Raw genomic sequence first — 26,724 nt, 5'->3', positions numbered from 1 at the left:
GCCTCCTACGGCTTGAGACCTCGCGTTGAGATCCTTCACGTTCGTTGGCTGCGCCGTCGCTTCGCGGTCAGGATGACAAGGTGGGGCGCCGAAACGACGACTCAGGTGAACGCGCTCGCCCCACCTTCCACACGCTTTCCCTCTCGTTTCAGACCCATCCCCCCGATGTCCACTCAGACCGCCCCCTCCCCCACCGACGCCCCCGAGGGCGAGGCCCAGATCCTCCGCCTCGGGCTCCCCAAGGGGAGCCTTCAGGAGTCCACGTTCGACCTGCTCGACAAGGCCGGCTACAGCTTCTCCGTCCGCTCGCGGAGCTACTTCCCGTCGATCGACGACGACGAGCTGACGGCCATGCTGGTCCGCGCCCAGGAGATGGGCAAGTACGTCGCCGACGGCGTGTTCGACGCCGGGATCACGGGGCTCGACTGGATCGCCGAGACCGGCGCCGACGTCCACGTCGTGGCCGACCTGGTGTACTCGAAGGCCTCGATGCGGCCGGTCCGCTGGGTGCTCGCGGTCCCGGAGGACTCCGAGATCCAGTCGGTCCAAGACTTGGAGGGCAAGCGGATCGCGACCGAGGTCGTCGGGCTCACCGAGCGGTGGCTCGCCGAGCACGGCGTGACGGCCGACGTCGAGTTCTCGTGGGGCGCGACCGAGGTCAAGGCGCCCGACCTCGTCGACGCCATCGTCGAGGTGACCGAGACCGGCAACTCGCTCCGGGCCAACAAGCTCCGGATCGTCGACGTGCTCCTGTCCTCGAACACGCAGCTCGTCGCCAACCACGCCGCGTGGGAGGACCCGTGGAAGCGAGAGAAGATCGAGAACCTGGCGCTGCTCTTGGAGGGCGCGATTCGGGCCGAGGGCAAGGTCGGCCTCAAGCTCAACGTCCGCCGCGACGATCTGGGGCGGGTCGTCGAGACGCTGCCGGCGCTACGCAACCCGACGATCTCGCCGCTGTTCTCGGACGAGTGGGTGGCCGTCGAGACGATCATCGAGGAGCGCCAAGTCCGCCGGCTCATCCCCGAGCTCAAGCGCCTCGGTGCCGAGGGCATCATCGAGTACCCGCTGAACAAGATGATCCCGTAGGGAATCGGGGGATCGGGCGATTTGTGATCGGGTGATTGGGTTGCCACCCCCGACTCACGCGCCCGACCTTGTTTCCCCAATCGTCCATCACTCGATCTACAATCACCCCATGCCCAAACTCCTCGACCTCTGCTTCGGCCGCTCCGGCGACAAGGGCGACGCCGTCAACGTCGGCCTGATCGCGCGCGACCCGGCCCACTTCGACTGGCTCCGCGAGACGGTCACGGCCGAGCGCGTCAAGGCCCACTTCGGCCCGCGCGTCGACGGCGAGGTCGAGCGGTTCGAGCTGCCCAACCTGTCGGCGCTGAACTTTTTGCTCCACGGGGCGCTCGGCGGCGGCGGGACGGTCTCGCTCAAGCTCGACGCCCAGGGCAAGACGTACGCGGCGCACCTGCTGCGGATGGAGGTCGAGGCGCCCCCGGCCGCGTGACCGTGCGGCTCGGGCTGCTCGCGGCCGGCCTCGTCCTGGGCGGCTGCGGGCCGGGCGACACCGTCGACCCGGCCCTCGTCGACGCGCTCGTCGAGCTCCACCTCGCCGACGCCCGGGCCGCCCTCGACACCTCGGACGCCCGGCGCCCGGCCCTCGCCGACAGCTTGCGCCGGGTCGCCCTCGACGCCCACGGCCTCGACTCGACCGCGCTCGCCGCCCGCTTGGACGCGCTCGCCGTGTCGCCCGACCTCGCCCAGGCCACCTACGACTCGGTCGAGGCCCGGCTCACGCGCGAGCGCCAGGGTCCGCCCGCCGAGTGAGTGCGGGCAGGGGTGCCGACTCCAGCGAAGTGGCGGGACCGGGACGACGGGGATGGAGAGGGAGGCCGCCCCCTGAGACCCACCCCTTCGGTCCCCTCCGTTCCTCTTCCTCTCCGGGACCCCACCCGACCTGGAGCCGTCGTCTACACTCCCTCCTCCCACACCCCCCGCTCCGCCCATGTCCGCTCCCGAGACCGTCCAGGTGTTCACGACCGGCGGGACCATCGACAAGGAGTACTTCGACGCCAAGAGCGCCTACGAGATCGGCGAGCCCCAGATCGGGGCGCTGCTGCGGGAGGCCGACGTCGCGTTCCCGGTCGAGGTCGAGGCGCTCATGCGGAAGGACAGCTTGGACCTGACCGACGCCGACCGCCGGCTCATCGCCGACCGCGTGCTGGCGACGCCGCACCGCCGCGTGGTCGTCACGCACGGGACCGACACGATGGCCGCGACGGCCCGCGTCGTGGCCGACGCGCTCGGGCCCGACGGCGACACGACGGTCGTGTTCGTGGGGTCGCTGGCGCCGGCCCGGTTCAAGTCGACCGACGCCGCGTTCAACGTGGGCTTCGCGGTGGCCGCGGCACAGACGCTTCCGCCCGGTGCGTACGTTGCCATGAACGGGCGGGTCTTCGACCCCCACCACGTCCGGAAGGACCGGGAACGGAACCGATTCGAGCCTGTCACTCCCGAGGCGTAGCCCCGTACGCCTCCCTTCTGCTCTTCACCCCACCGACTTTATGACCCGCTTGTCCCTCTCGGGCGCCCTCGCGCTCGCCCTCTTCGCCACCGGCTGCGCCAGCTCGTCCATGGGGGCGATGGACGGCGACACGGACATGGACGACGTGCCCGGCGACGGGATGGCCGCCGCGGCCTGCGTCGACGGCCTAGCCACGCTCCCCACCGACGTCGCCTCCGACGACGCCGACGGCCCGTTCGAGTGCTCGAACGTCGACCTGGTCGCCTTCGTCCCGCTGTCGATGTTCGACGCGAACCAGCTCAACGACATCTGGGGTTGGACCGACCCGGAGACGGGCAAGGAGTACGCGCTCGTCGGGCTCGACAACGGGACCGAGTTCGTCGACATCTCGGACCCGATGGCCCCGGTCCTGCTCGGCAAGCTCCCCACGAACACGGTCGCCACGGTCTGGCGCGACATCAAGGTGTACGACGACCACGCCTTCATCGTGTCCGAGGCCCGGGACCACGGGATGCAGGTGTTCGACCTGTCCCGGCTCCGCGGCCTGACGTCCGACCAGGGCGAGTTCACGGCCGACGCGCTCTACGAGGGCGTGACCAACGTCCACAACCTCGTCATCAACGAGGACACGGGCTTCGCCTACGCCGTCGGCTCGGGCTCGCGCGGCGACGACTTGCCGGCCGAGTGCGGGGCGCCGGGCTTCCACGTGATCAACGTCCAGGACCCGACCAACCCGACGTTCGTCAACTGCTTCTCGGACGCCTCGAAGGACACGTCGCCGGTCTCGGCCCCGGGCTACACCCACGACGCCCAGTGCATCGTGTACGACGGCCCGGACGAGGACTACGCGGGCCGCGAGGTCTGCGCCGCCTCGAACGAGGACGTCGTCACGTTCTTCGACGTGACCGACAAGCAGAACGTCCGCATCATCTCGATCGCCGAGTACCCGTCGGACGCCTACACGCACCAGGGCTGGTTCACGGAGGACCGGACGGGCTTCCTCGCCAACGACGAGCTCGACGAGACGAACGGGTTCGTCTCGACCCAGCGGACGCTGCTGTTCAACGTGACCAACCTCGACGAGCCCGAGTTCGTCGGCGCCTACGACTCGGGGATCACGACGATCGACCACAACCTCTACGTCCTGGGCGACCTCAACTTCCAGAGCAACTACGAGTCGGGCTTGCGGATCCGGGACCACAGCCGGATGATGGACGGCGTGCTCACCGAGGTCGGCTACTTCGACACGTACCCCCAGGACACGTCGATCAACTTCGCCGGCCAGTGGAGCAACTACCCGTACTTCGGGAGCGGGCTCGTGGTCGCGAGCGACACGAACAACGGCCTGTTCGTCTTGCGCCCGACCGTGGCGATGTAGCCGCCGGCCCTCGCCGACACGCCCGCGGGGGGCTCCGGACGGTCCGGGGCCCCCCGCGTCGTTTTGCCCCGGCGGGCCACGACCGGGGCTCAGGGCCCGGCGTAGGTTGCCGCGCTGCCTCCGCTCCCCTGTGATGACGCTCCGCTCCGTCCTCGTCGCCCTCGCGCTCGTCGCGGCTCCGGCCCCTCAGGCGCAGGACGCCCGCGCCGAGTGCCTCAACGGGGTCGCGGCCCTGCCCGACGTGGGCGCGTTCCCGTGCAGCCGGGTCGACCTCGTGGGCTACCTCTCGGTCGCGTCGTTCGCGACGCCGGGCTCGCCGGCGGCCACCGGCCACAACGACATCTGGGGCTGGACCGACCCGGAGACCGGCGTCGAGTACGCGCTCGTGGGGACGTACAACGGGACCGGCTTCGTCGACCTCTCGGACCCCCAGTTCCCCCGGGTCGTCGGGAAGCTCCCGTCGTCGAACGAGCGGACGCCGGTCTGGCGCGACATCAAGGTGTACCGCGACCACGCCTTTATCGTGGCCGACAACGCGCGCGACCACGGGATGCAGGTGTTCGACCTGACCCGGCTCCGGGGCGTCACCGGCGACGCGGTCACCTTCGAGCCCGACACGGTGTACACCGGCATCCGGTCGGCCCACAACGTCGTGATCGACGAGGAGACCGGGTTCGCGTACGCCGTCGGCTTCCGGTACCCGGAGGGCAAGCGGGCCGAGCTCGGGCTGCCAGCCGCGTGCGACGCGCCGGGCTTCCACGCCGTCGACATCCGCGATCCCAAGAACCCGACGTTCGCGGCGTGCTTCTCGGACGCCGCGGTGGACCCGTCGCCGGTCTCGAGCCCGGGCTACACGCACGACGCCCAGTGCGTCGTCTACCGCGGCCCGGACGCCGACTACCAGGGCCGCGAGCTGTGCTTCGCCGCCAACGAGGACGTCGTGACGGTCTTCGACGTGACGGACAAGGCCGCCGTCTCGATCATCACCCAGGCGTCGTACCCGCTGCCGGCGTACACGCACCAGGGCTGGCTCACCGAGGACCACCGGTTCTTCCTGGCCGACGACGAGCTCGACGAGCTCAACGGGCTCGTCGCCACCCAGCGGACGATCGTCCTCGACTTTGCCGACCTCGACGACCCCGAGGTCTCGTTCGTCTACGACTCCGGCAACCGGTCCATCGATCACAACCAGTACGTCCGGGGCCGGTACAGCTTCCAGAGCAACTACGAGACCGGCCTGCGCATCGTCGACCTGAGCCAGATCGCGGACGGGACGATGACCGAGGCGGCCTTTTTCGACACGTTCCCGCCCAGCGACCGGGTCTCGTTCGACGGCCAGTGGAGCAACTACCCGTACTTCGGGAGCGGGCTCGTGGTCGCCAACGACGACACGTTCGGGCTGTTCGTCCTCCGCCCGGCCGCCTCGCTCGACGTCGACCGGATCGATGGGCCGGCGCTGCCGGAGGGCTACTCGCTGAGCCCACCGCGCCCGAACCCGACGGCGGTCGGGGCCCGCCTGGCGCTCCGCGTGGACCGGGCCCAGGCGGTCCGGGCCGACCTCTTCGACGTGGCCGGCCGGCGCGTGGCCGCGGTGTACGAGGGGCCGGCCGGTCCCGGGGCCGAGGTCGTGCTGGCGGTCTCGGGCGACGGGCTGCCCGCGGGCGTCTACGTCGTCCGCGTGGTCGGCGAGACGTTCGAGGCCTCCCGCCGCGTCGTGCTCACGCGGTAGTTGGGTCAGGGGGAGGGCGCACGGCGGTGGGAGACGGGGCTGGGCGGGAGCCCGCTCCCGACGACGTTTTGCCCTGGGCGGCGGAGACCCACGGAGGATTCAGGGCGTACGCGCTCTCCCCCTTTCCTCTTCCGATGCTGCGCTCTCTGCTCGCCCTCGCCGCGCTCGCGGTGGTCTTCGCCATCCCCGTGTCCGCCCAGCCGGTCGCCTGCGCCGACGGCGCCGCCGGCGAATACGAGTGCGACCGGGTGGACCTTCTCGCCCACTTTACGCCGCAGGAGCTCGGCGCGCCGCCGGTCGGGCAGTGCCCGAACCCGTACCCGGGGCTGTGCGCCAACGACATCTGGGGGTGGGAGGACGCCGAGACCGGACGGCGCTACGCCATCGTCGGGCTGGCGACCGGCACCGCGTTCGTCGACGTGACCACGCCGAGCGCGCCGATCCGGCTGGGCTTTCTTCCGACCGCTACGGACCCGTCGAGCTGGCGCGACGTGAAGGCGCTCGGCAACGTGGCCCTAGTCGTGTCGGAGGCCGCGAACCACGGGATCCAGGTGTTCGACCTCACCCGGCTCCGCGGGCTGAGCGAGGACCCCGCCCGCCAGTTCGCCGCCGACGCCCGCTACACCGGCGTGGGCTCGGCGCACAACGTCGTCGTCGACGAGAGCGCGGGCATGGCCTACGCCGTCGGCTCGCGCTCGGGGACCGTGCCGCTCCCGGGCTCGTGCTCGGCGCGGGGGCTCCACGCCGTCGACTTTTCGGACCCGCTCGCGCCGACCTTCGCCGGGTGCTTCAACGACGCGATCAGCGGCGTCGACAGCGGCTACACGCACGACGCCCAGTGCGTCACCTACGACGGCCCCGATGCCGACTACGCGGGCCGGCGGGTCTGTTTCGCCTCGAACACGGACGAGGTCTCGATCTTCGACGCGACCGACCCCGGCGCCGCGGCGCTCATCTCGCAGGTCCGCTACCCGACGCCGGCCTACACCCACCAGGGGTGGCTGACGGAGGACGGCCGGTACTTCCTGGTCAACGACGAGCTGGACGAGGCGAACGCGGTCAACGGCGGCGACACGACGCCCCAGCGGACGCTGGTCCTGGACGTCGAGGACCTCGACGCGCCCGAGTTCGCCTTCGTTTATCGGTCGGGTCTGGCCACCATCGACCACAACCTGTACGTCGTCGGCGACCTCGCCTTCGAGAGCAACTACGAGGCGGGCCTCCGCGTGATCGACCTGTCGCGGATCGACGAGGGCGTGCTCGAGGAGGTCGCCTTTTTCGACACGTACCCGCTCGACACGTCGGTCAACTTCGCGGGCCAGTGGAGCAACTACCCGTTCTTCGGGGGCGGGCTCGTGGTCGCGAACGACGGCGAGACGGGCTTCTTCGTCCTCCAGGTCGACGCCAGCCTGAGCACGGCGACGAGCGGCCGGCCCGGCGCCGACGGCGTCGACCTGTCGGAGCCCGTCCCGAACCCGACGGCGGGCGGGGCCCGCCTGGCGCTCCGCGTGGACCAGGCCCAGGCGGTCCGGGCCGACCTCTTCGACGTGGCCGGCCGCCGCGTGGCCGCGGTGTACGAGGGGCCGGCCGGGCCTGAGGCCGAGGTCGTGCTGGCGGTCTCGGGCGACGGGCTGCCCGCGGGCGTCTACGTCGTCCGCGTGGTCGGCGAGACGTTCGAGGCCTCCCGCCGCGTCGTGCTCACGCGGTAGAGCGGGTCTTACCGCGCGAGATGGCGCTGGCCGGCCGGCGTCAGCTCGAAGCGGGCCGCGAGCGGGTCGGTCAGGCGGAGCAGGCCCTCGGCCACGAGCCAGTCGGCGAGTTGGCGGGTCCGGCGCGGGGCGTCGGGCCCGGCCGGCTGGTCGCCCCGGTCGACGGCGTCCAAGATCGTGCGGAGCCGGGGCTCGTCGGCCGGCGTGACCACGTCGGGGCGGTGGCGACCGAGGCACACGTCGCACCGCCCGCAGCGGCCGGGCGCGGCCTCGCCGAAGTAGGCCAGGAGGTGCTGGCGCCGGCACCCGACCGCGTTCGCGTAGCGGACCACGTCGTCCAGGCGGGCGTGGGCGCGTTGGCGGCCCCGGTCGAGCGCGGCGACGTCGACGGGGGCCGCCCGGCTCCGGGCGTGGTGCCACGCCAACGTGAGCCCCTCCTCGGGCCGGGACACCTCCAGAAGGCGGCGCGCCGCGAGGTAGTCGAGCCCGGCGTCGAGCCGGGCGGCGGGCAAGCCCAGGGCCTCGGCGAGCGGCGCCAGCCGGAGCGTCGCCCCGCCGCCGGCCTCGGGTGGGAGGCGGCGGACGAGCGCGTCGGCGAACGCCTGGACCGCGACGCTCTCGACCTCGGCAGCCCGCATCAGCCCGTCGCGCCCCTGGGGAAGGCGGACACGGACATCGCCCGGGCGGGGCTGAACTACCGTCCACAGGCCGTCGGCCGCCAACCGGTCCACGGCCGCGCGGACGATCCCGACGGGACGCTCGGCGACGGCGGCGAGCCGGCCGAGGTCGAGCGTGACGGGCCCCTCGGGCTCGCTCCCCAGCGCCACCTGCCCCAGGCTCCCGACGGCGGCGTAGACGGCCTGGACGTCGGCGGGCGTCGGGTGGCCACGGTCGGCGAGGTCGCGGGGGAACGCCTCGGCGTCGGGCCCGAGAGCGAGCGCGGCGTAGGCCCGCTCGCCGTCGCGCCCCGCCCGCCCGGCCTCCTGGTAGTACGCCTCCAGCGTCGGCGGCAGCGCCGTGTGGACGACGGCCCGGACGTCGGCCTTGTCGATCCCCATCCCGAACGCGCTCGTCGCCGCGACCACGCGCGTCTCGTCGTCCAGCCACCGCCGCTGCGTCGCCTGCCGCGTGTTCCGGTCGAGGCCGGCGTGGTACGGCTCGGCCGAGACCCCCTCGCCCCGCAAGCGCTCGGCGACGGCCTCGGTCGCCCGCCGCGTCCCGGCGTAGACGAGGCCCGCGCCCGGCACGGCGCGGAACACGTCGAGCGCCTGGCCCACCGGGTCCTGCACGTGGTGGACGCTCCACACCAGGTTGGGCCGGTCGAACCCCCGGACCACGACGGCCGGGTCGACGAGCCCGAGTTGGTCCAAGATGTCGCGGCGGACCTCGGGCGTGGCCGTGGCTGTGACGGCGACGACGGGCGCCGGCGTGCCGTCGGCGCTCGTCACGAGCGGCCGGGCCTGGGCGATCTGGCGGTAGGCCGGGCGGAAATCGTGGCCCCACTCCGAGATGCAATGGGCCTCGTCGATGGCGAGCAGCGTCACGTCGAGCCGGGGCGCTCGCGCCTGGAACAGGTCGGTCTGGAGCCGCTCCGGCGTGAGGTAGACGAGCCGGTACAGGCCGTGCTCGGCGTCGGTCCACACCTGGTCGGACTGACGGCGGCCGAGCCCGCTGTGGAGCGCGGCGGCGCGGACGCCCCGCCGGGCGAGCGCGTCGACCTGGTCCTGCATCAGGGCCACCAGGGGCGAGACGACGAGCGCGAGCCCACGGCGGGCGACGGGCGACACCTGGTACACGAGCGACTTCCCGCCGCCGGTGGGGAGGACGGCGAGCGCGTCGCGGCCAGCGAGGACGGCGGCGACCGCCTCGTCCTGGCCCGGGCGGAAGGCCGGGTAGCCCCAGACCTCGCGCAGGGCCCGGAGCGCGTCGTCGGGGATCGCAGGCGTCATGGCCGAAAGCTACCGGCACCCGGTGCCCCTCCCCGTGCCCCCCAGGGCGGACCGCAGGGCGAGCGCATGCTAAACCTGGACGACGTGGCCGCCCGCACTCCCCCCGTCCGATCGCCCATCGCTCCGCTCAACGGGCGCTCGGACTGTCCCCCTCACACGCGAGGGGGACAGCTTGTCGGCCTGGGAGCGCAGCGACCGGCCGAGAAGCGGGGGGAGCCGGTAGCATGCGCTCGCCCCAGGGCGGACCGGGACCGGGAGGTAGCTTCCGCGGTCCCCCGCGTCCGTCCCCGTGCCCCTCCCCCGCGTCTCGGTCGTCGTCGTCACCTGGAACGGGCGGGCGCTGCTGGAGCGGTTCCTCCCGAGCGTCCTGGCGACCGACTACCCCGACGTCGAGGTCGTCGTCGCCGACAACGCTTCGGAGGACGGGACGGCCGAGTGGCTGACCCAGATGCACCCCGAGGTCGCAGTCGTCCGGCACCCGGAGAACCGTCTGTTCGCGGGCGGCAACAACGGCGCCGTGCCTCGGGCGACGGGCGAGGTCCTGTGCTTCCTCAACAACGACGTCGAGGTCCCGCCGGGCTGGCTCCGCCCGCTCGTGGCCGCCCTCGACGACCCCGGCGTCGTCGCGGTCCAGCCCAAGCTGCTCCAGCACGCCGACCGCGAGCGGTTCGAGTACGCCGGCGCCTCCGGCGGCTTCCTCGACGCCTTCGGCTACCCGTTCACCCGGGGCCGTCTGTTCGACACGTTGGAGCCGGACCTCGGCCAGTACGACGACGCCCGCGACGTCTTCTGGGCGACGGGCGCCGCGCTCGTCGTCCGGCGCGGTGCGTTCGAGGCGGCCGGCGGGTTCGATGAGTCGTTCGGGATGCACATGGAGGAGATCGACCTGTGCTGGCGGCTCTGGCGGATGGGGGGCCGCGTCCGCGTCGAGCCGGCGTCGGAGGTGTACCACCTGGGCGGCGCGTCGCTGCCCCGGGGCGACGCGCGCAAGATGTTCTACAACGTCCGCAACGGGCTGGTGATGCTGGCCAAGAACCTGCCGGCCCCGGAGGCGCGACGCGCGCTCCGGGCGCGGCGCGTGCTCGACGCCGTCGCCGCGGCCCGGGCCTGGATCGGCGGGAGCCGAGGCGAGGCGTCGGCCATCCGCCGCGCCCGCCGCGAGGCCCGAGTCCGGATCGCCCAGATCGCACCGCCGACCGACGCCGTGCCGGTCCTCCCCCCCTACCGGGGGAGCGTCGTCCTCGACTACTTCGCCCGGGGCCGGCGACGCTTTTCGGACCTCCCGCCCCACCGCTTCGACGACGCCTGGCGGACCGGATTCTCGATCATCGACGGCCTCCTCTACATCGACGACGACGTCCAGATCACCGTCGGCCCACCCGGCGATGGCGGCCCGTAGCGGTGCCGGGCGTCAAGCGTCGTGCGACGTGACGACGGCGGCGATGGACGCCAGCACGACCGCCATGCCGACCACGCCCAGCGCCGTCGGCACCTCGCCGAAAGCGACGAGCGCGACGGTCGATGCGAACACGGGCTCGGCCAGGCTCAGCAGACCGATGAGCGCTGCCGGGAGGTACTTCAGCGCGTAGGCGAACGAGCCGTGGCCGATCAGCCCGGGACCGATCCCCATGGCGAGGGCCAGCCCGGCGACGGGCCACGACAGCCCGAGCGGGACGCCCGCGACGACGCAGCCGACGACGCACGTCACGGCCGCCGCCCCGTTCAGCAGCGCGAAGTAGGCCACGAACGATGTCCGCTGGCGGACCGACCGGCCGATCAGGAGGTAGATCGAGACCATGATGGCCGCGCCGAGCGCCAAGCTGTTGCCCAGTGCCGGGTTCGGGTAGACGCCGGCCCCGTCGCCCTCGCTCAGCCCGATCAGCACGGCACCGACGACGGCCACGGCGATGGCCGCCGACGTCCGCCGCGACGGCCGCTCGGACAGGAAGACGGCGCCGAGCACGGCGATGAAGACGGGGCTCGTGGTCACCAGGACCGAGGCGCTGGCGATGCTCGTCAGCTGGACCGACACGATCCAGGCCATGAAGTGGAGCCCGAGCAGGACGCCGGCCCCGAGCACGAGGGCCCAGTCCCGAGCGGAGAACGCGGCGACCTCGGCGCGCGACCGCACGAGCGCGACCGGCGCGAACACGGCCGTGACCGCTAGCGTCCGCCACGCCGCCAGCGTGAGCGCGGGCGCGTCGCCGGCCAGCCGGATCAGGATCGGCGACGACCCGATGGCCAGGAGGCCGGCGCCGACCAGCACCCAGACGTGCGCCGGCGCCCGCCCCACTAGCGGATCCGGTCCATCGACCGGACTGTCTCGATGTCGGCCGTCACCCGCTGCCGCGCCATCCGCAGCAGGACGTAGGCCACGATGGGCTGCATCGCGACGAGGTAGTAGCCGACCGGCGCCGCGAAGTCCGAGCTGTCGAACGCGAGGTAGAGCCCGACCAGGACCACCACCACGAGCGCCAGGTCGAGCCACTGGGCCGCCAGGATCACGCGCCGCTGGAGCTCGCGGTTCTTGAACAGGGCGACGGCGACGAGCGCCACCAGGGCCGTCACCCCGGCCAGGGCGTAGCCAAGCGTCCCGAGCCACGCGAGCTCGGCGGCGATGGCCGAGGCCCACGTGTCGCCCAGGGCGACGAACAGCGCGAGCAGGAGCGCGCCGGCGACGAGGTACAGGGACTGGATGCGCTGGATCATTCCGATGTGCGTAGGGCGTGGAGAGCGTGGGTCGGCCCGCGAGCTACGCCGCGACGTGGGCGCGGACGCGGTCGGCCAGGGCGTCGCCGAACTCAGCCGTGGTGGCCGTCCCGCCCAGGTCGCGCGTGAGCTTCGACGGGTCGGCGTAGACGTCGTGGAGCGCCCGGCGGACGGCCTCGGCGGCGGCGTCCTCGCCGAGGTACTTCAGCATCATCTCGCCCGAGCGGATGACGGCGGTCGGGTTCGCCACGCCCTGCCCCGCGATGTCGGGCGCCGAGCCGTGGACGGCCTCGAACACGGCGCAGTCGGCGCCGATGTTGGCCGAGCCCGTCACGCCGAGCCCGCCGACCAGGCCCGACATCAAGTCCGACAGGATGTCCCCGAACATGTTCGTCGTGACGATCGAGTCGTACTCGCCGGGGTGGATGACGAGCTGCATCGCCATGTTGTCGATGATCCGGTCGTCGAACTCGATGTCGGGGAAGTCGGGCGCGATCTCCCTCCCGATGGCCAGGAACATGCCGCCGGTCTCCTTCAGGATGTTGGCCTTGTGGACGAGCGTGAGCCGCGTGCGGCCCCGGCGGAGCGCGTCCTCGAAGGCGTACCGGATGATCCGCTCCGAGCCGGTCCGCGTGATCCGGTTGATCGAGTCGGCGATCTGGTTCCGTTCGTCGAAGTACTCGATCCCGGCGTAGAGCCCCTCCGTGTTCTCGCGGTACAGGACCAGGTCGACGCCCTCGAACGGCCCGTGCGTGTTCGGCAGCGTCTCGCACGGGCGGACGTTGGCGTACAGGTCGAAGTGCTGGCGGATCCGGACGTTGATGCTCCGGAAGCCCGTCCCGACCGGCGTCGTGAGCGGGCCCTTGAACGCGAGCCGCGTCCGCTCGATCGAGTCGAGCGTGGCCTGGGGGAGCGGGTCGCCGGTGTCCTCGAAGGCGCCCATCCCGGCCTCCTGGCGGTCCCAGTCGAACGCGACGCCCGTCGCCTCGATCACCCGGACCGCGGCGTCGACGACCTCGGGGCCGATCCCGTCGCCGGGGATGAGGGTTGCGGAGTAAGCCATGGCGTGGAGCGGGAGGCGAGACGGGGAGCGGGGAAGCTAGACGGGGCCGGAGCCGGGCCGGCGTGGAGTCCGGGCGAAACGCGGGGCCACCGGCGAGGTGCCCGGGACGGACGGCGACCGATGGGCCACCGACGGCACCGGCGCGGCCACCGACAAAAAACCGGGGCGCCCCGTGTGGAACGCCCCGGCGGAATCGAGCGGTGGTCGCCGACTACTCGGCCTCGCGCGACGTCGAGTAGTTGACCCGGAGCGCCTCGGCCTCGCGGAGCTCCTGCTGGACGTCGTAGAGCAGGCCCGTCTCGACGTCCCGGTCGACCCGCATCGAGACGATGGTCCGGGGCTCGTCGCGGAGCGCGCCGTACATCGCCTGGCGGATCTGCGACATCTCACGGACGATGGCGTCGTCGATCTGGACCGCGGGGTCCCCGACGCCGCCCGTCTCGAGCTTCTCGGGCCCGATGTAGACGTACTGGATCAGCCGCTTCTGGTCGATCTTCTCGATGGCCTCGGCCTGCGGGATCGAGACGTTGACGAGCAGCTCCGTCTCGCGGAGCACGGTCGTCACCATGAAGAAGATGAGCAGCATGAAGATGATGTCCGGCAGCGAGGCTGTCGGGATGTCCTGCTTCGTGTTGGCGCTCTTCTTCTTGAAGTGGGCGGACATGGGGCGTGATGCGTAAAAGGTGACGAGTGACGGGCACAGAATGATGAGGGGACGGGGCGATGTCTCACCCCCACCCTTCGCCCTTCACTCAATCGGGGTCGGGCTCGGCGAGCGAGATCTTGAGCGGGAACCGCTCGGCGATCTCGTCGGGGGCCTCGTCGTCGAGGCGGGCCTTGTACTCGCCGTAGGTGGTCCCGAACTCCTGGCGCGCCGCGTCGTCGCGGACGTCGTTGTAGGCGGACTTGATCTCGTCCAGGACCGCGATGTAGGTCTCGTACGGCAACCCGCGCTTGGTCTTGAACGACGTGACCGCCTTGTCGGGCGAGACCGAGAGCTGGGGCTCGCGGCCGTTGTTCAAGATGTGGCGCTTGACGATGTCGCGGATGGCCGCCACGTTCGTCACCTCGTTGTCGATCAAGACCTGGCCGTCGGCGGCCACGAGGACGTTGAGCAGGTTCCGCTGGTTGATCTCCGGCGGCACCTGGTCGTCCAGCTTCGGCGGGAGCTGCATGTAGATCCCCTTGTCGGCGTTGATCGTCGTCGTGACCAAGAAGAAGATCAGCAGCAGGAACGCGATGTCGGCCATCGAGGACGACGGGATCTCGGCGTCGCGCTTTTTGCGGGGCTTGAGGAGCGGCATGGGGTCGTGCGGGGAGTCCGCGGAGAGGGCGGCGGGCCGGCGGCCGGTCGTACCGGCGCCTTACGAGAACAGGCTCTTGGCGCCCGAGATCAGGAGGGCGAGGAAGCCCGAGAGCGCGAGCGCGAGCGCGGTCGCGACCGCGGCGCCGGTCGCCGTGCCGTCGACGGCGTAGGCGATGACGAAGATGAGCAAGGGCAGCGCGAAGGCGGCCAGGCCGAGCTTGCTCTGGCTGAGCACGGTCCCGGCGTTCTTGAGCCCGAACCCCACCATCATCAGCAGCGAGACGGCGATGAGGGCGAGGACGAGGTAGATGAGGATGGTTTCCATCGGGGGAGGGGCTGGCGGGGGCCGGCGGCGCGCCCTCGTGGGCGCGCCGGGCGCAGGACTGCCGAGGGCCGAGGCGGCCCCGGCCGCAGGCTTACGAGAGGTCGGCGCCGGTCAGGTCGTCGCCGGTGCCGAGCTCGGCGCTCGGGCGCGGCAGCGTGCCCCGGGCCGAGCGGCCCGAGAGCGCCGGGCGCCCGACCGACATCATCGCCAGCGAGTCGATGAGCTCGACCGAGGCCTCCTCCATGTCGGCCGTGATCCGGTCGATCTTGGACACGCAGTAGTTGTAGAACACCTGCAAGATGATGGCCGCGATGAGCCCGAAGACCGTCGTCAGGAGGGCGATCTTGATGCCCCGGGCCACGAGCGACGGCGAGATGTCGCCGGCCGCCTCGATGGCGTCGAACGCCTCGACCATCCCGACGACCGTCCCGAGGAACCCGAACATCGGGGCCAGCGAGATGAACAGGGAGAGCCAGACGAGCCCGCGCTCCAAGAAGCTCATCTCGATCGAGCCGTAGGACACGACGGCCTTCTCGACCGCGTCCATGCCCTCGTCGAACCGGGTGAGGCCGGCCTGGACCACCGACGCGACCGGGCCGCGCGTGTTGGCGCAGACGTCCTCGGCCGCCGAGACGCCGCCGTTGTCGAGCGCCTCCTTGACGCGGGCCATGAACTTGGGCGCGTTGATGTCGGACCGGTTCAGCGACAGGATCCGCTCGAAGGCGATCGCGAGGCCGATGATGAGCGAGATGAGCACGGGCCACATGTAGCTACCGCCCTCGTTGAAGCGGTAGACGAGGTCGTTGGCGAAGCCGTCGGAGGCGGCCTCCTGCAGCAGGAGCAGGGCGGAAAGCGTCATGGGTGAGTACCTCGGGTGGGGAAACGGGTGGGGTCGGGAGGGCCGCCGGTGGCCGGCCCCGGTGCGAGCGAGAGGGAGCGACGCGGTGGGCGCCAGGCGTGGGGGGCAATATCCCTCCGCCCCCCAGGAATGTCAACGCGCCACGAAGGACGGGGGCTTGAGTCCGACGAGGCGAGCCCCCGAGAGGGTCCCGTCCTCCCCCAGACACGCGAGCGCTCGGGGAGTTGCCGGGATCTGGGAGTTCTTGTCCCCTTGCCACCCTGAGCGGCAGCGAGCGGAGTCGAAGGATCTACTCGACGCGGCCTCCCGGTCGTGGGCGGCCCCTCAACGACGAGCGGCGAGATCGTTCGACTCCGGCCGAAGACGGCCTCCGCTCAGACTGACAAAGCGGGACTATCGCAACCTCGCCTACCGTGTCATCCTGAGCCTGCGAAGGATCTCACCTCGGACTTCGAGACCTGTCGCGCCGGCTCCGATGGCCTCTAACGTCGGCGTTGAGATCTTTCGCTCCGCTCAAGATGACAAGTGAGGGAGAGGTTGCGATGGCCCTGATGACAAGGAGGGGGCGACGGGGAAAACCGGAGACCGGGTATGACGAGGGGATGGGTGCGGGCAGCACATGGCAGGCCGGAGGCTCCGTAGGGCCACGCCCCAAACGAGCGCGCCCCGCTGGCGGCGAGGCCAGCGGGGCGCGGAAGAAACACGAGCCGGAGCCTACCGCCCCGCCTGCGCCAGCGTGACCGCGTCGCGCCAGTGCGCCATCGCCTCGCGGAGCGCCGGGTCGATCTGGCCGACGACCGGGTAGAAGGCGTCGGCGTTGAACAGGCGGCGGGCCATGAACGCCCGGACGCGGGTCTCGATGTCGGACCGGGCCGCGACCGCCTCGCTGCGGACCAGGACGTCCTCGTCCTCGTCGTCCGGCCGCTCGGCCACGACCGGCGTCCCCTGGCTCGCGACGTAGTCGAGGAACCGCTCGAAGTCGGCGTCGGACAGGCGGTAGCTCCGGACGAACTCGGTCTCCTTCCCCTCCCACTGCTCGCGGAAGGCGTCGCCGCGCCGCTCCAAGTCGACCCGGGCGAAGCTGTTGTCGAGGTTCTTCCCGATCACCGTCCGCAGCGCCGGCGCCAGCGTGTCGACGGCCACCACGTAGTCCGGCAGGATGCCGCCGCCGCCGAAGACGGTCCGCCCCCCGTCGGTCTCGAACACGAGCGAGTCGGGGACCTGAGCCCGGAACGCGCGGACGTCGACGGCCCCGCCGGTCTTGACGAGCTCGTTCTCGACGCCCTCGCGCAACGTCCGCTTGGACTCGAAGTAGTCCTCGTCGCTCTCGCCGACGACGTAGGGCGTCTGGATGAGCCGGCCCGACGGCGTGTAGTAGCGCGAGACCGTCATCTGGAGCACGCTCCCGTCGGTCATCGGGAACTGCTGCTGGACGAGGCCCTTCCCGAACGTCCGCCGTCCGATAAGGTAGGCCCGGTCGTGGTCCTGGAGCGCGCCGGCCACGATCTCCGACGCGCTCGCCGAGTTCTCGTCGATGAGCACGATGACCGGCCCGTCCTCGTAGACGCCGCCGGCCGTGGCCCGGTACTGGCGCCGGTTCCCCGGGTGGCGGCTCTCGGTGTAGACGATCATCTCGCCCGAGCCCAAGAACTCGTCGGCGATCTCGTAGGCCTGGTCCAAGAGCCCGCCCGCGTTGCCGCGCAGGTCGAGGATGAGCCGCTCCATGCCCTCGCCCTGGAGCTCGCGGATGGCGGCCCGGACCTCGTCGTGGCTCGTCCGCGCGAACCGCTGGAGCTTGATGAGCCCCGTCTGGTCGTCGACCATGTAGGACGCGATGACGGTGTTGAGCGGGATCCGGTCCCGGGTGATGGTGTAGTCGAGCCGCTCGCGGTAGCCCGGCCGCTTGACCACGATGTCGACGGTCGTCCCGCGCGGGCCCTTCAGCCGGCTCTGGACCCCGTCCTGGTCGATCCCGACCGACGACTCGCCGTCGATCTCGACGATCCGGTCGCCGGGCTGGAGGCCGGCCTCGTCGCTCGGCCCGCCCGCAATCGGCATGAGCACGACGAGCGTGTCGGCGTCTTCGGGCCCCTCGACGAACTCGTAGTAGATCCCGACGCCCTCGAAGCTCGCGTCGAAGCTCTCGCGGACGCGCCGCATCTCGTCCGACGAGACGTAGATCGAGTGGGGGTCGAGCCCAGCCAGCATCCCCTCGATGGCGTCCTCGGCCAGCTCGGACGAGTCGACCTGCTCGACGTAGGCGCGCGTGATGTACTCGTAGGCCTCCTCGATCTTGCGGAGCTGCTCCACGTCGTCGGAGCCGGAGACGGCGTCTTGGACCTGGACGCCAGCGAGCAGGCCGACGGCCAGGAGGCCGGCGCCGAGGAGGGGGGTCAGGCGGATCTGGGGCATGGAGTGCGGCGGGTTCGGGGCCCGGCCCAACGGCCGGGGGCGGGCGTTCGTGCGGGTACGGGGCAACGGGGTGTCGGTTCGTCGTCGGTCCGACAAAAGTAGGAGGCTCGCTTCGCTCGCGGGAATTGGGAAACGGGGAAATGGGAACGGGCAGGGGTCACGGGCCCGGCACGCGACGGGGTCTGGCGCCCGGACGGGGCGAGGGCGCGACACGCCGCGCCCCTACGTCGGACCCGGCGGAACCTTTTGGGGCGCACGGTTGAACCCCGTCCCCCGTCCCCCGTCCCCCGTCCCCCGTCCCCCATGACCAACAAAGCCGTCGCCCGCCAGTTGGCGCTCACCGCCGACCTCGTCGAGCTCACCGGCGGCAACCCGTACCGGGCCCGCGCCTACGCCTCGGGCGCCCGGGCCGTCGAGCGGCTGGACGAGCCGGTCGAGGGCTTGGTGGCCGCGGGCGACCTGGCCGGCGTCAAAGGGATCGGCAAGGGACTGGTCGCCGAGATCGAGGAGTTTATCGGGACGGGCACGATGGGGAGCACCGAGGCGCTGTTGCAGGCGCTGCCGCCCGGGTTGCCCGAGGTGCTGCGCGTCAAGGGGCTCGGCGTCAAGAAAGTCCGCGTGCTGTGGCAGGACGCCGGGGTGACGTCGCTCGAAGACTTGGAGGCGGCGGCCATCGCCGGGCGGCTGGCCGAGCTGCCGGGGTTCGGGGCGAAGACGGTCGAGAACATCCTCAACGCCGTCGACCAACTCAAGGCGTACCGCGGCAAGGCCCACCTCCGCGACGCCGCGACGGCCGCGCTCGCCGTCCGCCAGCGCCTGCGCGACGCGGGCGTGCGGGCCGACTTGGCCGGCGCCATCCGCCGCCAGTGCAACGTGGTCGACGCCATCGACCTCGTCGCCGTCGGGACGCCCGCGACCGTGGCCCAGGCGCTCGGGGGCGGGCGGGCCCACGAGGACCGCGTCGAGGGCGCCCTGCCCATCGGCCTCCCCCTCACCGTCTGGACCGCCGACGCCGACGCCTACGGCCGCGTGTGGTGGGAGCGGACCGGGCCGGACGCGCACGTCGAGGCCATCGTCGCAGCCCACGGGGCGCCGGCCGACCACGCCGAGGAGGACGAGGTGTACCGCGCCGCCGGCCTCCCCACGATCCCCGCACCCTTGCGCGACGACCCGCACTGGCTGACGGCCGACGCCATCCCCACGCTCGTCCGCACGGCCGACCTCCGGGGGACGATCCACAACCACACGACGGCGTCGGACGGGGCCCACACGCTGCGCGAGATGTGCGACGCGGCGCGCGAGCGCGGGCTGACCTACTTCGGCGTCTGCGACCACAGCCGGAGCCTGCAGATCGCCCACGGCCTGAGCCTGGACGCGATGGACGAGCAGATCCGCCGCGTCGAGACGCTCAACGAGACGTACGCCGCCGAGGGCGTCGACGTCCGCGTGTTCGCCGGGTCGGAGGTCGACATCCTGACCGACGGGACGATGGACTACCCGGACGACCTCCTGGCCCGGCTCGACCTGGTCGTCGCGAGCGTCCACACGGGCTTCCGGATGACGGAGGACGAGGCGACCGCGCGCGTCGTGGCCGCCGTCTCAAACCCCTACGTCGACGTACTGGGCCACCCGACGGGCCGGCTCCTGCTCCGCCGCGAGGGCTACCCGCTCGACCACGTCGCCGTCCTGGATGCGTGTGCCGAGCACGGCGTGGCCGTCGAGCTCAACGCGAACCCGTGGCGGCTCGACGTCGACTGGCGGTTCGTCCGGGCGGCGACCGACCGCGGCGTCCCGGTCTCGATCAACCCCGACGCCCACTCGGTCGACGGGCTCGACGACACGCGCTGGGGCGTCGCCTCGGCCCAGAAGGGCGGCCTGACGGCGGCCGACTCGCTCACCTCGAAGTCGGCCGACGAGTTGGAGGCGTGGCTCGCGGCGCGGAGGCCGTGAGGCGGGGACGGGGGACGGTGGCCGCGCCGGAGTCCGCCGCGCGCGAGACGGCCGGATGTTGCCCGGAACTTTTCCACGGCCCTCCGCCCCGGGAGCGCCGGCGGGGTGGGCGCGTAGGCCCGGGTCATCGGTAGCTTCCCGTCCCCCCTTCTCCCCCCGTTGGCCCGCGTTCTCCTCACCCTCGGCGTCGTGTTGGTGCTCGTCGTCGGGCTCGCCGCCGCGGTCGGCGTGCTGGCGTACGGGACCGAGCCGCCGCGCGAGGGGACGCTCGAAATCGCCGGGCTCGCGGAGCCGGTGACGCTGGCCTGGGACGACAGCGGGCGGGTCTGGGTCGAGGGCCCCGACGAGGTCGCCCTCGCCGCCGGGCTCGGCTACGCCCACGCGGCCGACCACGGCTGGGCCGTGTCGCTCTGGCGCCAGGCCGCTCGCGGGACGCTCGCCGAGTGGTTCGGCGGCGACGCCCGCGACCTCGACCTCCACGCGCGGACGTTGGGGTTCGCGGCGCTGGGCCGGCGGACCTACGAGGCGCTGCCCGCCGCCGACCGGGCCGTCCTCGACGCCTACGCACGCGGGGCCTCGGCCGCGCTCGCCCAGCCCGGCGTCGCCCAGGGCGACGCCTTCATCCTGGCCGACGTCGTGCCCCAGCCGTGGGCGCCGTGGGACGCCCTGGCCGTCGAGCGGCTCCACGCCTACCTCGCCGCGCCGGCGCCCTCGGCCGACTCGACCTGGCGCCGCGCCGCCCGCGCCGACTCGGCCGTCGCCCGGTTCCTCACGGCCGACTCGTCGTTCCGCGCGTTCCTCGGGATGCCGGGCGGCGGCTACGACCGGGCCTACGTGGTGTCCGACGGGGGCGCCGGCCGCCGGCTCGTCCAGCAGGTCTCGGCCGGCTCGTCGGCCCTGGCGCTGCTGGCGCCGGCCGTGCTCCGGACGCCCGGCCAGGCGGCCGTCGCGCTCACGATCCCCGGCACGCTCGTCTCGCCCGGGGGGTGGACGAACGGCTTCGGATGGGGCCTGCTCCTCGGCTCCGACCTCCGCCTCGAACGGTACGACGGGCCCGCCCCGCCGCCGCTCTACAGCCGGGTCGTCGAGCGCGACGGGGACGAGACGCTGCTCGCGGTCGCGCTCGACACGACGGGCCTGGTCTTGCGGGCCGGCCGCGACCGGCCCGCGTCCGACACGACGGCCGCGCCGACGCCGTCTCCATCGGCGACCTCGCCTTCATCGGCGACCCCAGCCGGGGACGCGACGGCCGAGGCCGACACGACCACGGCGCCCGGCGTCGGGAGCGGGTGGCGCGTCCGGTGGCGCGGGTTCCGGCTGGGCACCGACCTCGGCGCGTTCCGGGCCCTCCGCGCCGGCCGCGTCCCGCCCCGGTTCGTGCTGTTCGACGGCGCCGGCCTGGCCGCCACCCGCGCCGACACGCGAGTGATGGGGACGCCGCGCGTGGCGATGAGCGACGGGGTGGCCACGCTCGTCGCCCAAGACTCGCTCGCCCGCCGAGCCGCGGCGCTCCTCACCAGCACGGCCCGTGCGGATTCGTCCGTGGCCGACACGTCGCGACCGGTCGCCCGGCCCGTCGGCCCCGCCGACCGCGAGGTGGCCAGCGCGTGGGCCCGCCGGCAGCTCCCGGGCCTGCTCGCCGGCCTGGGCGCGCGCGACTCGCTCGCCGACGTCTTGCAGGGCCCGTACTCCTACCTCAACGGGTGGGACGGCGCCTACCGCGCCGACGGCATCGCCCCGTCCCTGTTCGAGTGGTGGCTCGTGGCCCACCGCGACTTTACCGGCCACCTCCCCGACCCCGCCGACTCGCTCGACGTGGCCCTGCTCCCGTCGACGTTGCGGATCGCCCGGGCCGAGCTCCGCGACCGCTACGGCCCGCGACCGACCGACTGGCGGTGGGGGCGCCTCCAGGGGGGCCCGCGCTATCCAGTCCTGGGCGAGCGAAGAGGGGCGGCGGCCCGGCGGTTCCGCGACGCGCTCGGCGCGCCCGGCGGCCACCCGACATCGCTTCTGCCCGGCCCCTCGGTCGTGTTCGAGGGCGCCCAGCCGGGGCTGGCGGCCTGGACGGTCCGGACGGACCTCCGCACGGGCCGCGTCGCCGTCCTCTCGCCCGCTCGGCGCGAGCTCACCCCCGACATCGTCGACATGGGGACGGGCCCGGACGGGTCGCCGCTGGTCCTCGACCCGTCGGCCCCGCTGCCGGCCGAGCGGCTCCGCCTCTTGCCCATCGTCTCATGAACGAGAGCGTCTACGTCGGCGTCGACGCCGGCGGCACCAAGACGGCCGCCCTGGCCACGGCCGACGGCCAGAGCGCGCCGGTCGGGCTCGCCGGGCCCGCGGCCCAGGCCTTGCGCGACGGTCCCGAGGCGGCGGCGGCCGTCGTCGCGGCGCTCGTCGCGGAGGCGCGGCAGGCGGTCGGCGGGGGCCCGCTGGGCGGGGTCGCCGTCGGCCTGGCCGGGGCCGGCCGCGAGACCGTCCGCCGGGCCGTCGCCGACGCGCTCCGCCCGGCCCTCGGCGGCGCCCCGCTCGTCGTCACCCACGACGCCGACGTGGCCTACCACGCCGCCTGGGGCGCGGAGAGCGGCGCGCTGCTCCTCGTCGGCACCGGCTCGCTCGTGTTCGCGCGGACCGAGGCCGGCGAGCCCGCCCGCGCCGGGGGCTGGGGGGCCGCCCTGGGCGACGACGGGAGCGGCGCCGCGCTCGGCCGGGCCGCCTTGCGCGCGCTCCTGGCCGCGCTCGACGGCGGCCCGCCCTCCGCCCTGCCCGACCTCGCCGCCGACACGTGGGGCCTGGCCTCGGCCGACGAGGTGCTGACGGCCGTCTACGCCGAGGGCCGGCCGCTGGCGGCGTTCGCGCCTCTTCTGCTGGCCGCCGTCGACGCGGGCGACTGGGCGGCCGAGGCCGCGCTGCGCGCCGAGACGAACACGCTCGCGACGCAGGCCGGCTGGCTCGCCACGCGCCTGGGCGACGGCGTGGCCCACCGCTTGGCGTACTCGGGCGGGCTCGCGACCGAGGCCACCTATCGGGAGGCCATCGAGTCCGCGCTCGGCCGTCACCTCCCGGGGTGGGCCGTCGGCCCGTGCGAGGCGGAGCCCGTCGAGGGCGCCCTCGCCATGGCCCGGGCGCTGGCCGACGGTAGAGCGGAGGCCTCGTAGCGTAGCGGCGGCGATTCCAGGCCAAGAGCCGCGGCACGAGAGGAACCCGGACGCGCGGCGCGGCGCTCTGTGGTCGGAGTCCGACTGAGTTGGAGCAGTCGGAATCCACTTGGGGAGGGGTCGTCGAGAGTGCGAGGTGGACCGCCGCTGGGCGGCTCCCCCTCGTTCACAGGCCCGAGGCCGCGCCCGCCGACCCGACATTGCGTCTCTGATGTCCGCCCCCTATCCTAGTAGAGTTCTTCTGGCACGGCGCGGCCTCGACGCCTGGACCTGCCCGGCGCGAGTCGGGCTCTCGGCCTAGAGCGCGGCCCAGATGCCCCCTCAACCTGCGCGAGCGGCTAGGCATGACGACGAAGCACCTCGGTCAGCGAGCACCCTCGGCCGCGGACGGCCCGACACGGAGCAGCCTCCGGCGAGCGTGCGTGTGCGGTAGACCACTCGGCCCGGCGGCCGAGTGCGCCGAGTGCCGCCGCCACCGACCGCTCGGCCTTCAACCGAAGCTCCGCGTCGGCCCTGCTGGCGACCGTTACGAGCGCGAGGCCGACCGGGCGGCGGAGGCCGTCGTGAGTAGGTCCCGGACGCCGCGCGCGTTCTCGCCGCTCTCGTCCCGAGTAGACGGCCCCGCGGGGTCCGAGGACGCGCCGCCGGAGGTGGAGAGCGCGCTGGCAGCGCCGGGCCGGCCGCTCGACGGCGGCACACGCGCGGCGATGGAGGCCGGGTTCGGCCGGAACTTCAGCGCCGTCCGCGTTCACACCGACGGGCTCGCGGCAGCGTCGGCGAGCGCGGTCGGTGCCCGGGCGTACGCGGTCGGCCATGACGTCGTGTTCGGGGCCGGAGAGTACCGGCTGGGCTCGCCGGACGGTCGGCGACTGCTCGCCCACGAGCTCGCGCACACGGTCCAGCAGGGGGCGTCTGCGGGTTCTCTCGCCGTCCAGCGCGGGCCGCTCGCGCCAGCGAGCGCACCGCCGGCCGTGCCCAAGCCCGGGCAGGACCGGCCCCGGCTGCCCGGGGTCATCGACAACTGGGTCCTCGCCCTGTCGCCGGCGGAGTTCGAAGTGAACGAGCCCGCGCAGGACCGCCTGTTCGAGATGGCCCAGGCGGTCCGGAGCCGGCAGCAGACGTTCGGGGAGGACGCCCTCGGCGTCACCAAGGAGGGGGGTGACGTCACGTCCATCCTCAAGCGGAACTCGAAGGGCGCGTTCGTCAGCGGCGTCGTCGCTAAGTGCAAGCGGAACGGGTACCGGACCATCGGGCAGATGGACGACATGGTCCGCGGCCGGTTCGACCTCAACGGAGGCGACGACGTGTACCGGGTCGCGAGGTACCTGCTCTACGACCTGCCCATCCAGGCCTCGCTCCGGAGTCCTGTCACGTCCCTCCACCCGGCCGACGTGCCCGTGGTCGTGCTAGAGGCCGCCGAGGCGCCGCGCAGGGAGGTCGAGGTGCCCGAGTGCACAGGCGGGGGGCACGGGTACCCAAGGTTCCACGTCATCGTGATGGACCCCGAGACGTCGATCACGCACGAGTGGCAGATCGGCACGGAGTCCGTGTCGAGGGTGTATGAGCTCCACGGCGTGAAGCTCCCGCCAGGGATGGACCTCGACTTCGAGTTGGGCAGGATCGGGGCCGACCTCCACGACATCGACTACGACATTTTCCGGCAGGGGGTCAAGAAGCACTCGAAGAAGGCGTACTCCGAATTGGAGTTGGACGTCTTCGGCCACCGTCTCGACATGCTCTCGGCCAAAGCCCACTGCGTCGGCGTCTCCAAGGGCGAGATCGAGGACATCCAAGACGCCGCTGCGGACCGTCTCGAGGAGGTGGTGGACAGGTTCGGAATCGATCAGGTGAGAGAGTGGTACCACTGACCTCCGGGCCCGTGCTCTGTCTGACCTGTCCGCCTCGTGCCGGGCGCGCGCGCATTGTCGGGTCCGAGCTGGGCGGGCGTCCGTCCTGAGGGTCCCGGGTCTGCGCCGCTGTCCCGCCCCGGGAGGGAGGAACACCGCTCCGACTCTGTAGAGTTGGTCTGCGGGCGGAAGGGTCTAGCGGCCCCGATCACGACGGCATCAACGCGCTTCTCCGGCGCGCCTCACTCGATGGAGCCCGGCGGGTAGTCGGCCGGGTCGAAGTCGGGCTCGGGGTACTGCGGGTCCAGCGCCTCTAGCGTATCGACCAAGATCTGGCTGACGACGAGGTCGCGGTACCACCGCGTCTCGGCCGGGACCACGTACCACGGCGCGGCCTCGGTGCTCGTCCGCTCGATGGCCACCTCGAACGCCCGCATGTAGTCGTCCCAGAGCTTGCGTTCGTCGAGGTCGTCGGGGTTGAACTTCCAATGCTTGTCGGGCCGCTCCAGGCGGCGGCGGAACCGCTCGAGCTGGTAGTCCTTCGAGATGTTCAGCATCACCTTGACCACGCGCGTCCCGGCGTCCGCGAGCAACGCCTCGAAGTTCCGGATGTGATCGTAGCGCCGCTCGATCACGTCGGGCTCGGCCCACCCGTGGACCTTGACGATGAGCACGTCCTCGTAGTGCGACCGGTTGAACACGCGGATCATCCCGCGCTCCGGCGCCTTGGCGTGGACCCGCCACAAAAAGTCGTGGCTCTTCTCCAACGTGCTCGGCGCCTTGAAGCTGGCCACGCGGACGCCCTGCGGGTTCATCGGCCCGAACACGTGCTCCGTCGTCGAGTCCTTGCCGCCGGCGTCCATCGCCTGGAACACGAACAGGACGGACCGCTCATCCTCGGCGTAGAGCCGCTCCTGGAGGTCGCGCGCCCGGTCGACGTTGTCGTCGAGCCGGTCCTTCCCCTCGTCCTTGTCGAGCCCGCCGTCGTCGTCGGTGGGCCGCTCGGAGAGGCGGACGGTGTCGCCGGGGGCGATGCGGTAGCGGTCGAGGTCGAGGGACATGGGGGACGGGGAATGAGGAACGGGGAACGGGCAGAGGGACCGGACGGAGCCATCTGCTCGTTCCCCGTCCCCCTTTCCTCGTTCCTGACTACCGGCCGAACAGGGTGCCGAGGGCGGCCTGGCCGGCCTTCGCGAGCAGGTCGTCCTGGATGGAGCCGTCGCCGTCGCGGTCGAGGAAGCCGGAGAGCGCGCCGATGACGCCGGAGGGCGCGGCCTGGCGGGCGCGCGTGGCGTCCTCGCCCAGGATGCCCGACAAGCCGGCCTCGTCGAGCCCGGCCTGCCGCTTCCGCTTGCCGAGCGCGGCCATCACGATGGGCGCCAGGATGGGGAGGAGCCGGGCGACCTGGGCCATGTCGAGGCCGGACGCCTGGGCCACGCCCTGCTCGACCGTCTGGCGCTGGCCGCCCAGGACGTGGCCGAGGATGCCGCCGCCGTCGGCCGCCTTGCCCTGGACCTGGCCCCCGAGGAAGCCGCCGAGGTGGTCGAGGAGCGAGCCGTCGTGGTCGCGCTCCAGCGCGCGCGCCAAGCCCTGCGCGCCGGCCGTCGTGTTGGTCTGGCGGTTGAGCGCGGTCAGGATCGCCGGGAGCGCGGCGGCCACGGCCGTCTGCGTCTGGCCCCGGTCGGCACCGATGGCGCTGGCGATCTGGCCCACGTTGTCGCCGCCGATGCGGTCGGCCAGGAGGTCGAGGATGGTGTTCATGGGGAGGGGGGTTGAGCGGGTCCGGCAGGGTACGCCGGT

General features: G+C 72.7%; 23 protein-coding genes. 12 read left to right on the top strand and 11 right to left on the bottom strand.

Going from position 1 to position 26,724, the window contains the following annotated elements; all coding sequences use genetic code 11:
* Positions 1–165 precede the first annotated feature (165 nt).
* The 7 genes from hisG to ACOOHE_RS05700 all read left to right on the top strand — a co-directional run bounded on the left by hisG (position 166) and on the right by ACOOHE_RS05700 (position 7,349).
* The gene (hisG, locus tag ACOOHE_RS05730) at positions 166–1,086 is read left to right on the top strand and encodes an ATP phosphoribosyltransferase (RefSeq protein ID WP_420456841.1); all 921 of its coding nucleotides are present in this window, start codon (positions 166–168) and stop codon (positions 1,084–1,086) included.
* Positions 1,087–1,195: 109 nt separating this feature from the next.
* Positions 1,196–1,516, top strand: coding sequence for an AtuA-related protein (locus ACOOHE_RS05725; RefSeq protein WP_420456840.1), 321 nt, complete (start codon positions 1,196–1,198; stop codon positions 1,514–1,516).
* On the top strand, positions 1,513–1,836 hold the full coding sequence (locus ACOOHE_RS05720) for a DUF4296 domain-containing protein (RefSeq protein ID WP_420456839.1): 324 nt from the start codon (positions 1,513–1,515) through the stop codon (positions 1,834–1,836). Before ACOOHE_RS05725 ends, ACOOHE_RS05720 begins: the two co-directional genes overlap by 4 nt.
* Before the next feature lie 178 nt (positions 1,837–2,014).
* Positions 2,015–2,533, top strand: coding sequence for an asparaginase domain-containing protein (locus tag ACOOHE_RS05715; RefSeq protein WP_420456838.1), 519 nt, complete (start codon positions 2,015–2,017; stop codon positions 2,531–2,533).
* A 40-nt stretch (positions 2,534–2,573) separates the two neighbouring features.
* Positions 2,574–3,911 (top strand): choice-of-anchor B family protein, encoded by a 1,338-nt coding sequence (locus ACOOHE_RS05710; protein WP_420456837.1) that lies wholly within the window; start codon positions 2,574–2,576, stop codon positions 3,909–3,911.
* 133 nt (positions 3,912–4,044) lie between these two features.
* On the top strand, positions 4,045–5,640 hold the full coding sequence (locus ACOOHE_RS05705; RefSeq protein ID WP_420456836.1) for a choice-of-anchor B family protein: 1,596 nt from the start codon (positions 4,045–4,047) through the stop codon (positions 5,638–5,640).
* A 134-nt stretch (positions 5,641–5,774) separates the two neighbouring features.
* Complete coding sequence (locus ACOOHE_RS05700) at positions 5,775–7,349, top strand: choice-of-anchor B family protein (RefSeq protein ID WP_420456835.1); 1,575 nt, start codon at positions 5,775–5,777, stop codon at positions 7,347–7,349.
* Positions 7,350–7,357: 8 nt separating this feature from the next.
* On the opposite strand, the gene ACOOHE_RS05695 is transcribed toward ACOOHE_RS05700, so the two are convergent.
* Complete coding sequence (locus ACOOHE_RS05695; RefSeq protein ID WP_420456834.1) at positions 7,358–9,298, bottom strand: RecQ family ATP-dependent DNA helicase; 1,941 nt, start codon at positions 9,296–9,298, stop codon at positions 7,358–7,360.
* A gap of 289 nt (positions 9,299–9,587) precedes the next feature.
* Between ACOOHE_RS05695 and ACOOHE_RS05690 the strand changes: the two genes are divergently transcribed.
* Complete coding sequence (locus tag ACOOHE_RS05690) at positions 9,588–10,697, top strand: glycosyltransferase family 2 protein (protein WP_420456833.1); 1,110 nt, start codon at positions 9,588–9,590, stop codon at positions 10,695–10,697.
* A gap of 12 nt (positions 10,698–10,709) precedes the next feature.
* On the opposite strand, the gene ACOOHE_RS05685 is transcribed toward ACOOHE_RS05690, so the two are convergent.
* From ACOOHE_RS05685 to ACOOHE_RS05650, 8 genes are all read right to left on the bottom strand, one after another.
* The gene (locus ACOOHE_RS05685) at positions 10,710–11,591 is read right to left on the bottom strand and encodes a DMT family transporter (RefSeq protein ID WP_420456832.1); all 882 of its coding nucleotides are present in this window, start codon (positions 11,589–11,591) and stop codon (positions 10,710–10,712) included.
* Positions 11,591–12,007, bottom strand: a complete 417-nt coding sequence (locus ACOOHE_RS05680; RefSeq protein ID WP_420456831.1) for a DUF4293 family protein — start codon at positions 12,005–12,007, stop codon at positions 11,591–11,593. Before ACOOHE_RS05680 ends, ACOOHE_RS05685 begins: the two co-directional genes overlap by 1 nt.
* Positions 12,008–12,050: 43 nt before the next feature.
* Positions 12,051–13,070 (bottom strand): isocitrate/isopropylmalate dehydrogenase family protein, encoded by a 1,020-nt coding sequence (locus ACOOHE_RS05675; RefSeq protein ID WP_420456830.1) that lies wholly within the window; start codon positions 13,068–13,070, stop codon positions 12,051–12,053.
* 211 nt (positions 13,071–13,281) lie between these two features.
* Positions 13,282–13,734, bottom strand: a complete 453-nt coding sequence (locus ACOOHE_RS05670; protein ID WP_420456829.1) for an ExbD/TolR family protein — start codon at positions 13,732–13,734, stop codon at positions 13,282–13,284.
* Positions 13,735–13,822: 88 nt separating this feature from the next.
* On the bottom strand, positions 13,823–14,374 hold the full coding sequence (locus ACOOHE_RS05665) for an ExbD/TolR family protein (RefSeq protein ID WP_420456828.1): 552 nt from the start codon (positions 14,372–14,374) through the stop codon (positions 13,823–13,825).
* A gap of 60 nt (positions 14,375–14,434) precedes the next feature.
* Positions 14,435–14,701 (bottom strand): hypothetical protein, encoded by a 267-nt coding sequence (locus ACOOHE_RS05660; protein WP_420456827.1) that lies wholly within the window; start codon positions 14,699–14,701, stop codon positions 14,435–14,437.
* A gap of 91 nt (positions 14,702–14,792) precedes the next feature.
* Positions 14,793–15,560 carry a MotA/TolQ/ExbB proton channel family protein gene (locus ACOOHE_RS05655; protein WP_420456826.1) on the bottom strand — a complete coding sequence of 256 codons (768 nt, stop codon included), beginning with the start codon at positions 15,558–15,560 and terminating at the stop codon, positions 14,793–14,795.
* Between the two features lie 714 nt (positions 15,561–16,274).
* Positions 16,275–17,972 carry a S41 family peptidase gene (locus tag ACOOHE_RS05650; protein ID WP_420456825.1) on the bottom strand — a complete coding sequence of 566 codons (1,698 nt, stop codon included), beginning with the start codon at positions 17,970–17,972 and terminating at the stop codon, positions 16,275–16,277.
* A 303-nt stretch (positions 17,973–18,275) separates the two neighbouring features.
* Between ACOOHE_RS05650 and ACOOHE_RS05645 the strand changes: the two genes are divergently transcribed.
* From ACOOHE_RS05645 to ACOOHE_RS05630, 4 genes are all read left to right on the top strand, one after another.
* A complete protein-coding gene (locus tag ACOOHE_RS05645; protein ID WP_420456824.1) occupies positions 18,276–19,922 on the top strand; it encodes a helix-hairpin-helix domain-containing protein in 1,647 nt (548 codons plus the stop codon).
* Between the two features lie 159 nt (positions 19,923–20,081).
* Complete coding sequence (locus tag ACOOHE_RS05640) at positions 20,082–22,160, top strand: penicillin acylase family protein (RefSeq protein WP_420456823.1); 2,079 nt, start codon at positions 20,082–20,084, stop codon at positions 22,158–22,160.
* A complete protein-coding gene (locus ACOOHE_RS05635) occupies positions 22,157–23,077 on the top strand; it encodes a BadF/BadG/BcrA/BcrD ATPase family protein (protein WP_420456822.1) in 921 nt (306 codons plus the stop codon). The genes ACOOHE_RS05640 and ACOOHE_RS05635 overlap by 4 nt, the downstream gene beginning before the upstream one ends.
* A 422-nt stretch (positions 23,078–23,499) precedes the next feature.
* Positions 23,500–24,945 (top strand): DUF4157 domain-containing protein, encoded by a 1,446-nt coding sequence (locus tag ACOOHE_RS05630; protein ID WP_420456821.1) that lies wholly within the window; start codon positions 23,500–23,502, stop codon positions 24,943–24,945.
* A 221-nt stretch (positions 24,946–25,166) separates the two neighbouring features.
* On the opposite strand, the gene ACOOHE_RS05625 is transcribed toward ACOOHE_RS05630, so the two are convergent.
* Together ACOOHE_RS05625 and ACOOHE_RS05620 are read right to left on the bottom strand one after the other, a co-directional pair.
* Positions 25,167–25,985, bottom strand: a complete 819-nt coding sequence (locus ACOOHE_RS05625; RefSeq protein ID WP_420456820.1) for a polyphosphate kinase 2 family protein — start codon at positions 25,983–25,985, stop codon at positions 25,167–25,169.
* 88 nt (positions 25,986–26,073) lie between these two features.
* Complete coding sequence (locus tag ACOOHE_RS05620; protein ID WP_420456819.1) at positions 26,074–26,685, bottom strand: DUF937 domain-containing protein; 612 nt, start codon at positions 26,683–26,685, stop codon at positions 26,074–26,076.
* Positions 26,686–26,724: the final 39 nt, after the last annotated feature.

This window comes from Rubrivirga sp. (genome assembly GCF_965213695.1).
In the GTDB taxonomy this organism is placed as follows: Bacteria; Bacteroidota; Rhodothermia; order Rhodothermales; family Rubricoccaceae; genus Rubrivirga.
Note: the sequence above shows the minus strand (reverse complement) of the source record. Positions and strands in the feature narration are given on the sequence as shown.

What these genes read in the sequence shown, in the direction of transcription:
- hisG (WP_420456841.1), top strand. Translation starts at nt 166, where the DNA reads ATGTCCACTCAGACCGCCCCCTCCCCCACCGACGCCCCCGAGGGCGAG.
- ACOOHE_RS05725 (WP_420456840.1), top strand. Translation starts at nt 1,196, where the DNA reads ATGCCCAAACTCCTCGACCTCTGCTTCGGCCGCTCCGGCGACAAGGGC.
- ACOOHE_RS05715 (WP_420456838.1), top strand. Translation starts at nt 2,015, where the DNA reads ATGTCCGCTCCCGAGACCGTCCAGGTGTTCACGACCGGCGGGACCATC.
- ACOOHE_RS05710 (WP_420456837.1), top strand. Translation starts at nt 2,574, where the DNA reads ATGACCCGCTTGTCCCTCTCGGGCGCCCTCGCGCTCGCCCTCTTCGCC.
- ACOOHE_RS05705 (WP_420456836.1), top strand. Translation starts at nt 4,045, where the DNA reads ATGACGCTCCGCTCCGTCCTCGTCGCCCTCGCGCTCGTCGCGGCTCCG.
- ACOOHE_RS05700 (WP_420456835.1), top strand. Translation starts at nt 5,775, where the DNA reads ATGCTGCGCTCTCTGCTCGCCCTCGCCGCGCTCGCGGTGGTCTTCGCC.
- ACOOHE_RS05695 (WP_420456834.1), bottom strand. Translation starts at nt 9,298, where the DNA reads ATGACGCCTGCGATCCCCGACGACGCGCTCCGGGCCCTGCGCGAGGTC.
- ACOOHE_RS05680 (WP_420456831.1), bottom strand. Translation starts at nt 12,007, where the DNA reads ATGATCCAGCGCATCCAGTCCCTGTACCTCGTCGCCGGCGCGCTCCTG.
- ACOOHE_RS05675 (WP_420456830.1), bottom strand. Translation starts at nt 13,070, where the DNA reads ATGGCTTACTCCGCAACCCTCATCCCCGGCGACGGGATCGGCCCCGAG.
- ACOOHE_RS05670 (WP_420456829.1), bottom strand. Translation starts at nt 13,734, where the DNA reads ATGTCCGCCCACTTCAAGAAGAAGAGCGCCAACACGAAGCAGGACATC.
- ACOOHE_RS05665 (WP_420456828.1), bottom strand. Translation starts at nt 14,374, where the DNA reads ATGCCGCTCCTCAAGCCCCGCAAAAAGCGCGACGCCGAGATCCCGTCG.
- ACOOHE_RS05660 (WP_420456827.1), bottom strand. Translation starts at nt 14,701, where the DNA reads ATGGAAACCATCCTCATCTACCTCGTCCTCGCCCTCATCGCCGTCTCG.
- ACOOHE_RS05655 (WP_420456826.1), bottom strand. Translation starts at nt 15,560, where the DNA reads ATGACGCTTTCCGCCCTGCTCCTGCTGCAGGAGGCCGCCTCCGACGGC.
- ACOOHE_RS05650 (WP_420456825.1), bottom strand. Translation starts at nt 17,972, where the DNA reads ATGCCCCAGATCCGCCTGACCCCCCTCCTCGGCGCCGGCCTCCTGGCC.
- ACOOHE_RS05645 (WP_420456824.1), top strand. Translation starts at nt 18,276, where the DNA reads ATGACCAACAAAGCCGTCGCCCGCCAGTTGGCGCTCACCGCCGACCTC.
- ACOOHE_RS05635 (WP_420456822.1), top strand. Translation starts at nt 22,157, where the DNA reads ATGAACGAGAGCGTCTACGTCGGCGTCGACGCCGGCGGCACCAAGACG.
- ACOOHE_RS05625 (WP_420456820.1), bottom strand. Translation starts at nt 25,985, where the DNA reads ATGTCCCTCGACCTCGACCGCTACCGCATCGCCCCCGGCGACACCGTC.
- ACOOHE_RS05620 (WP_420456819.1), bottom strand. Translation starts at nt 26,685, where the DNA reads ATGAACACCATCCTCGACCTCCTGGCCGACCGCATCGGCGGCGACAAC.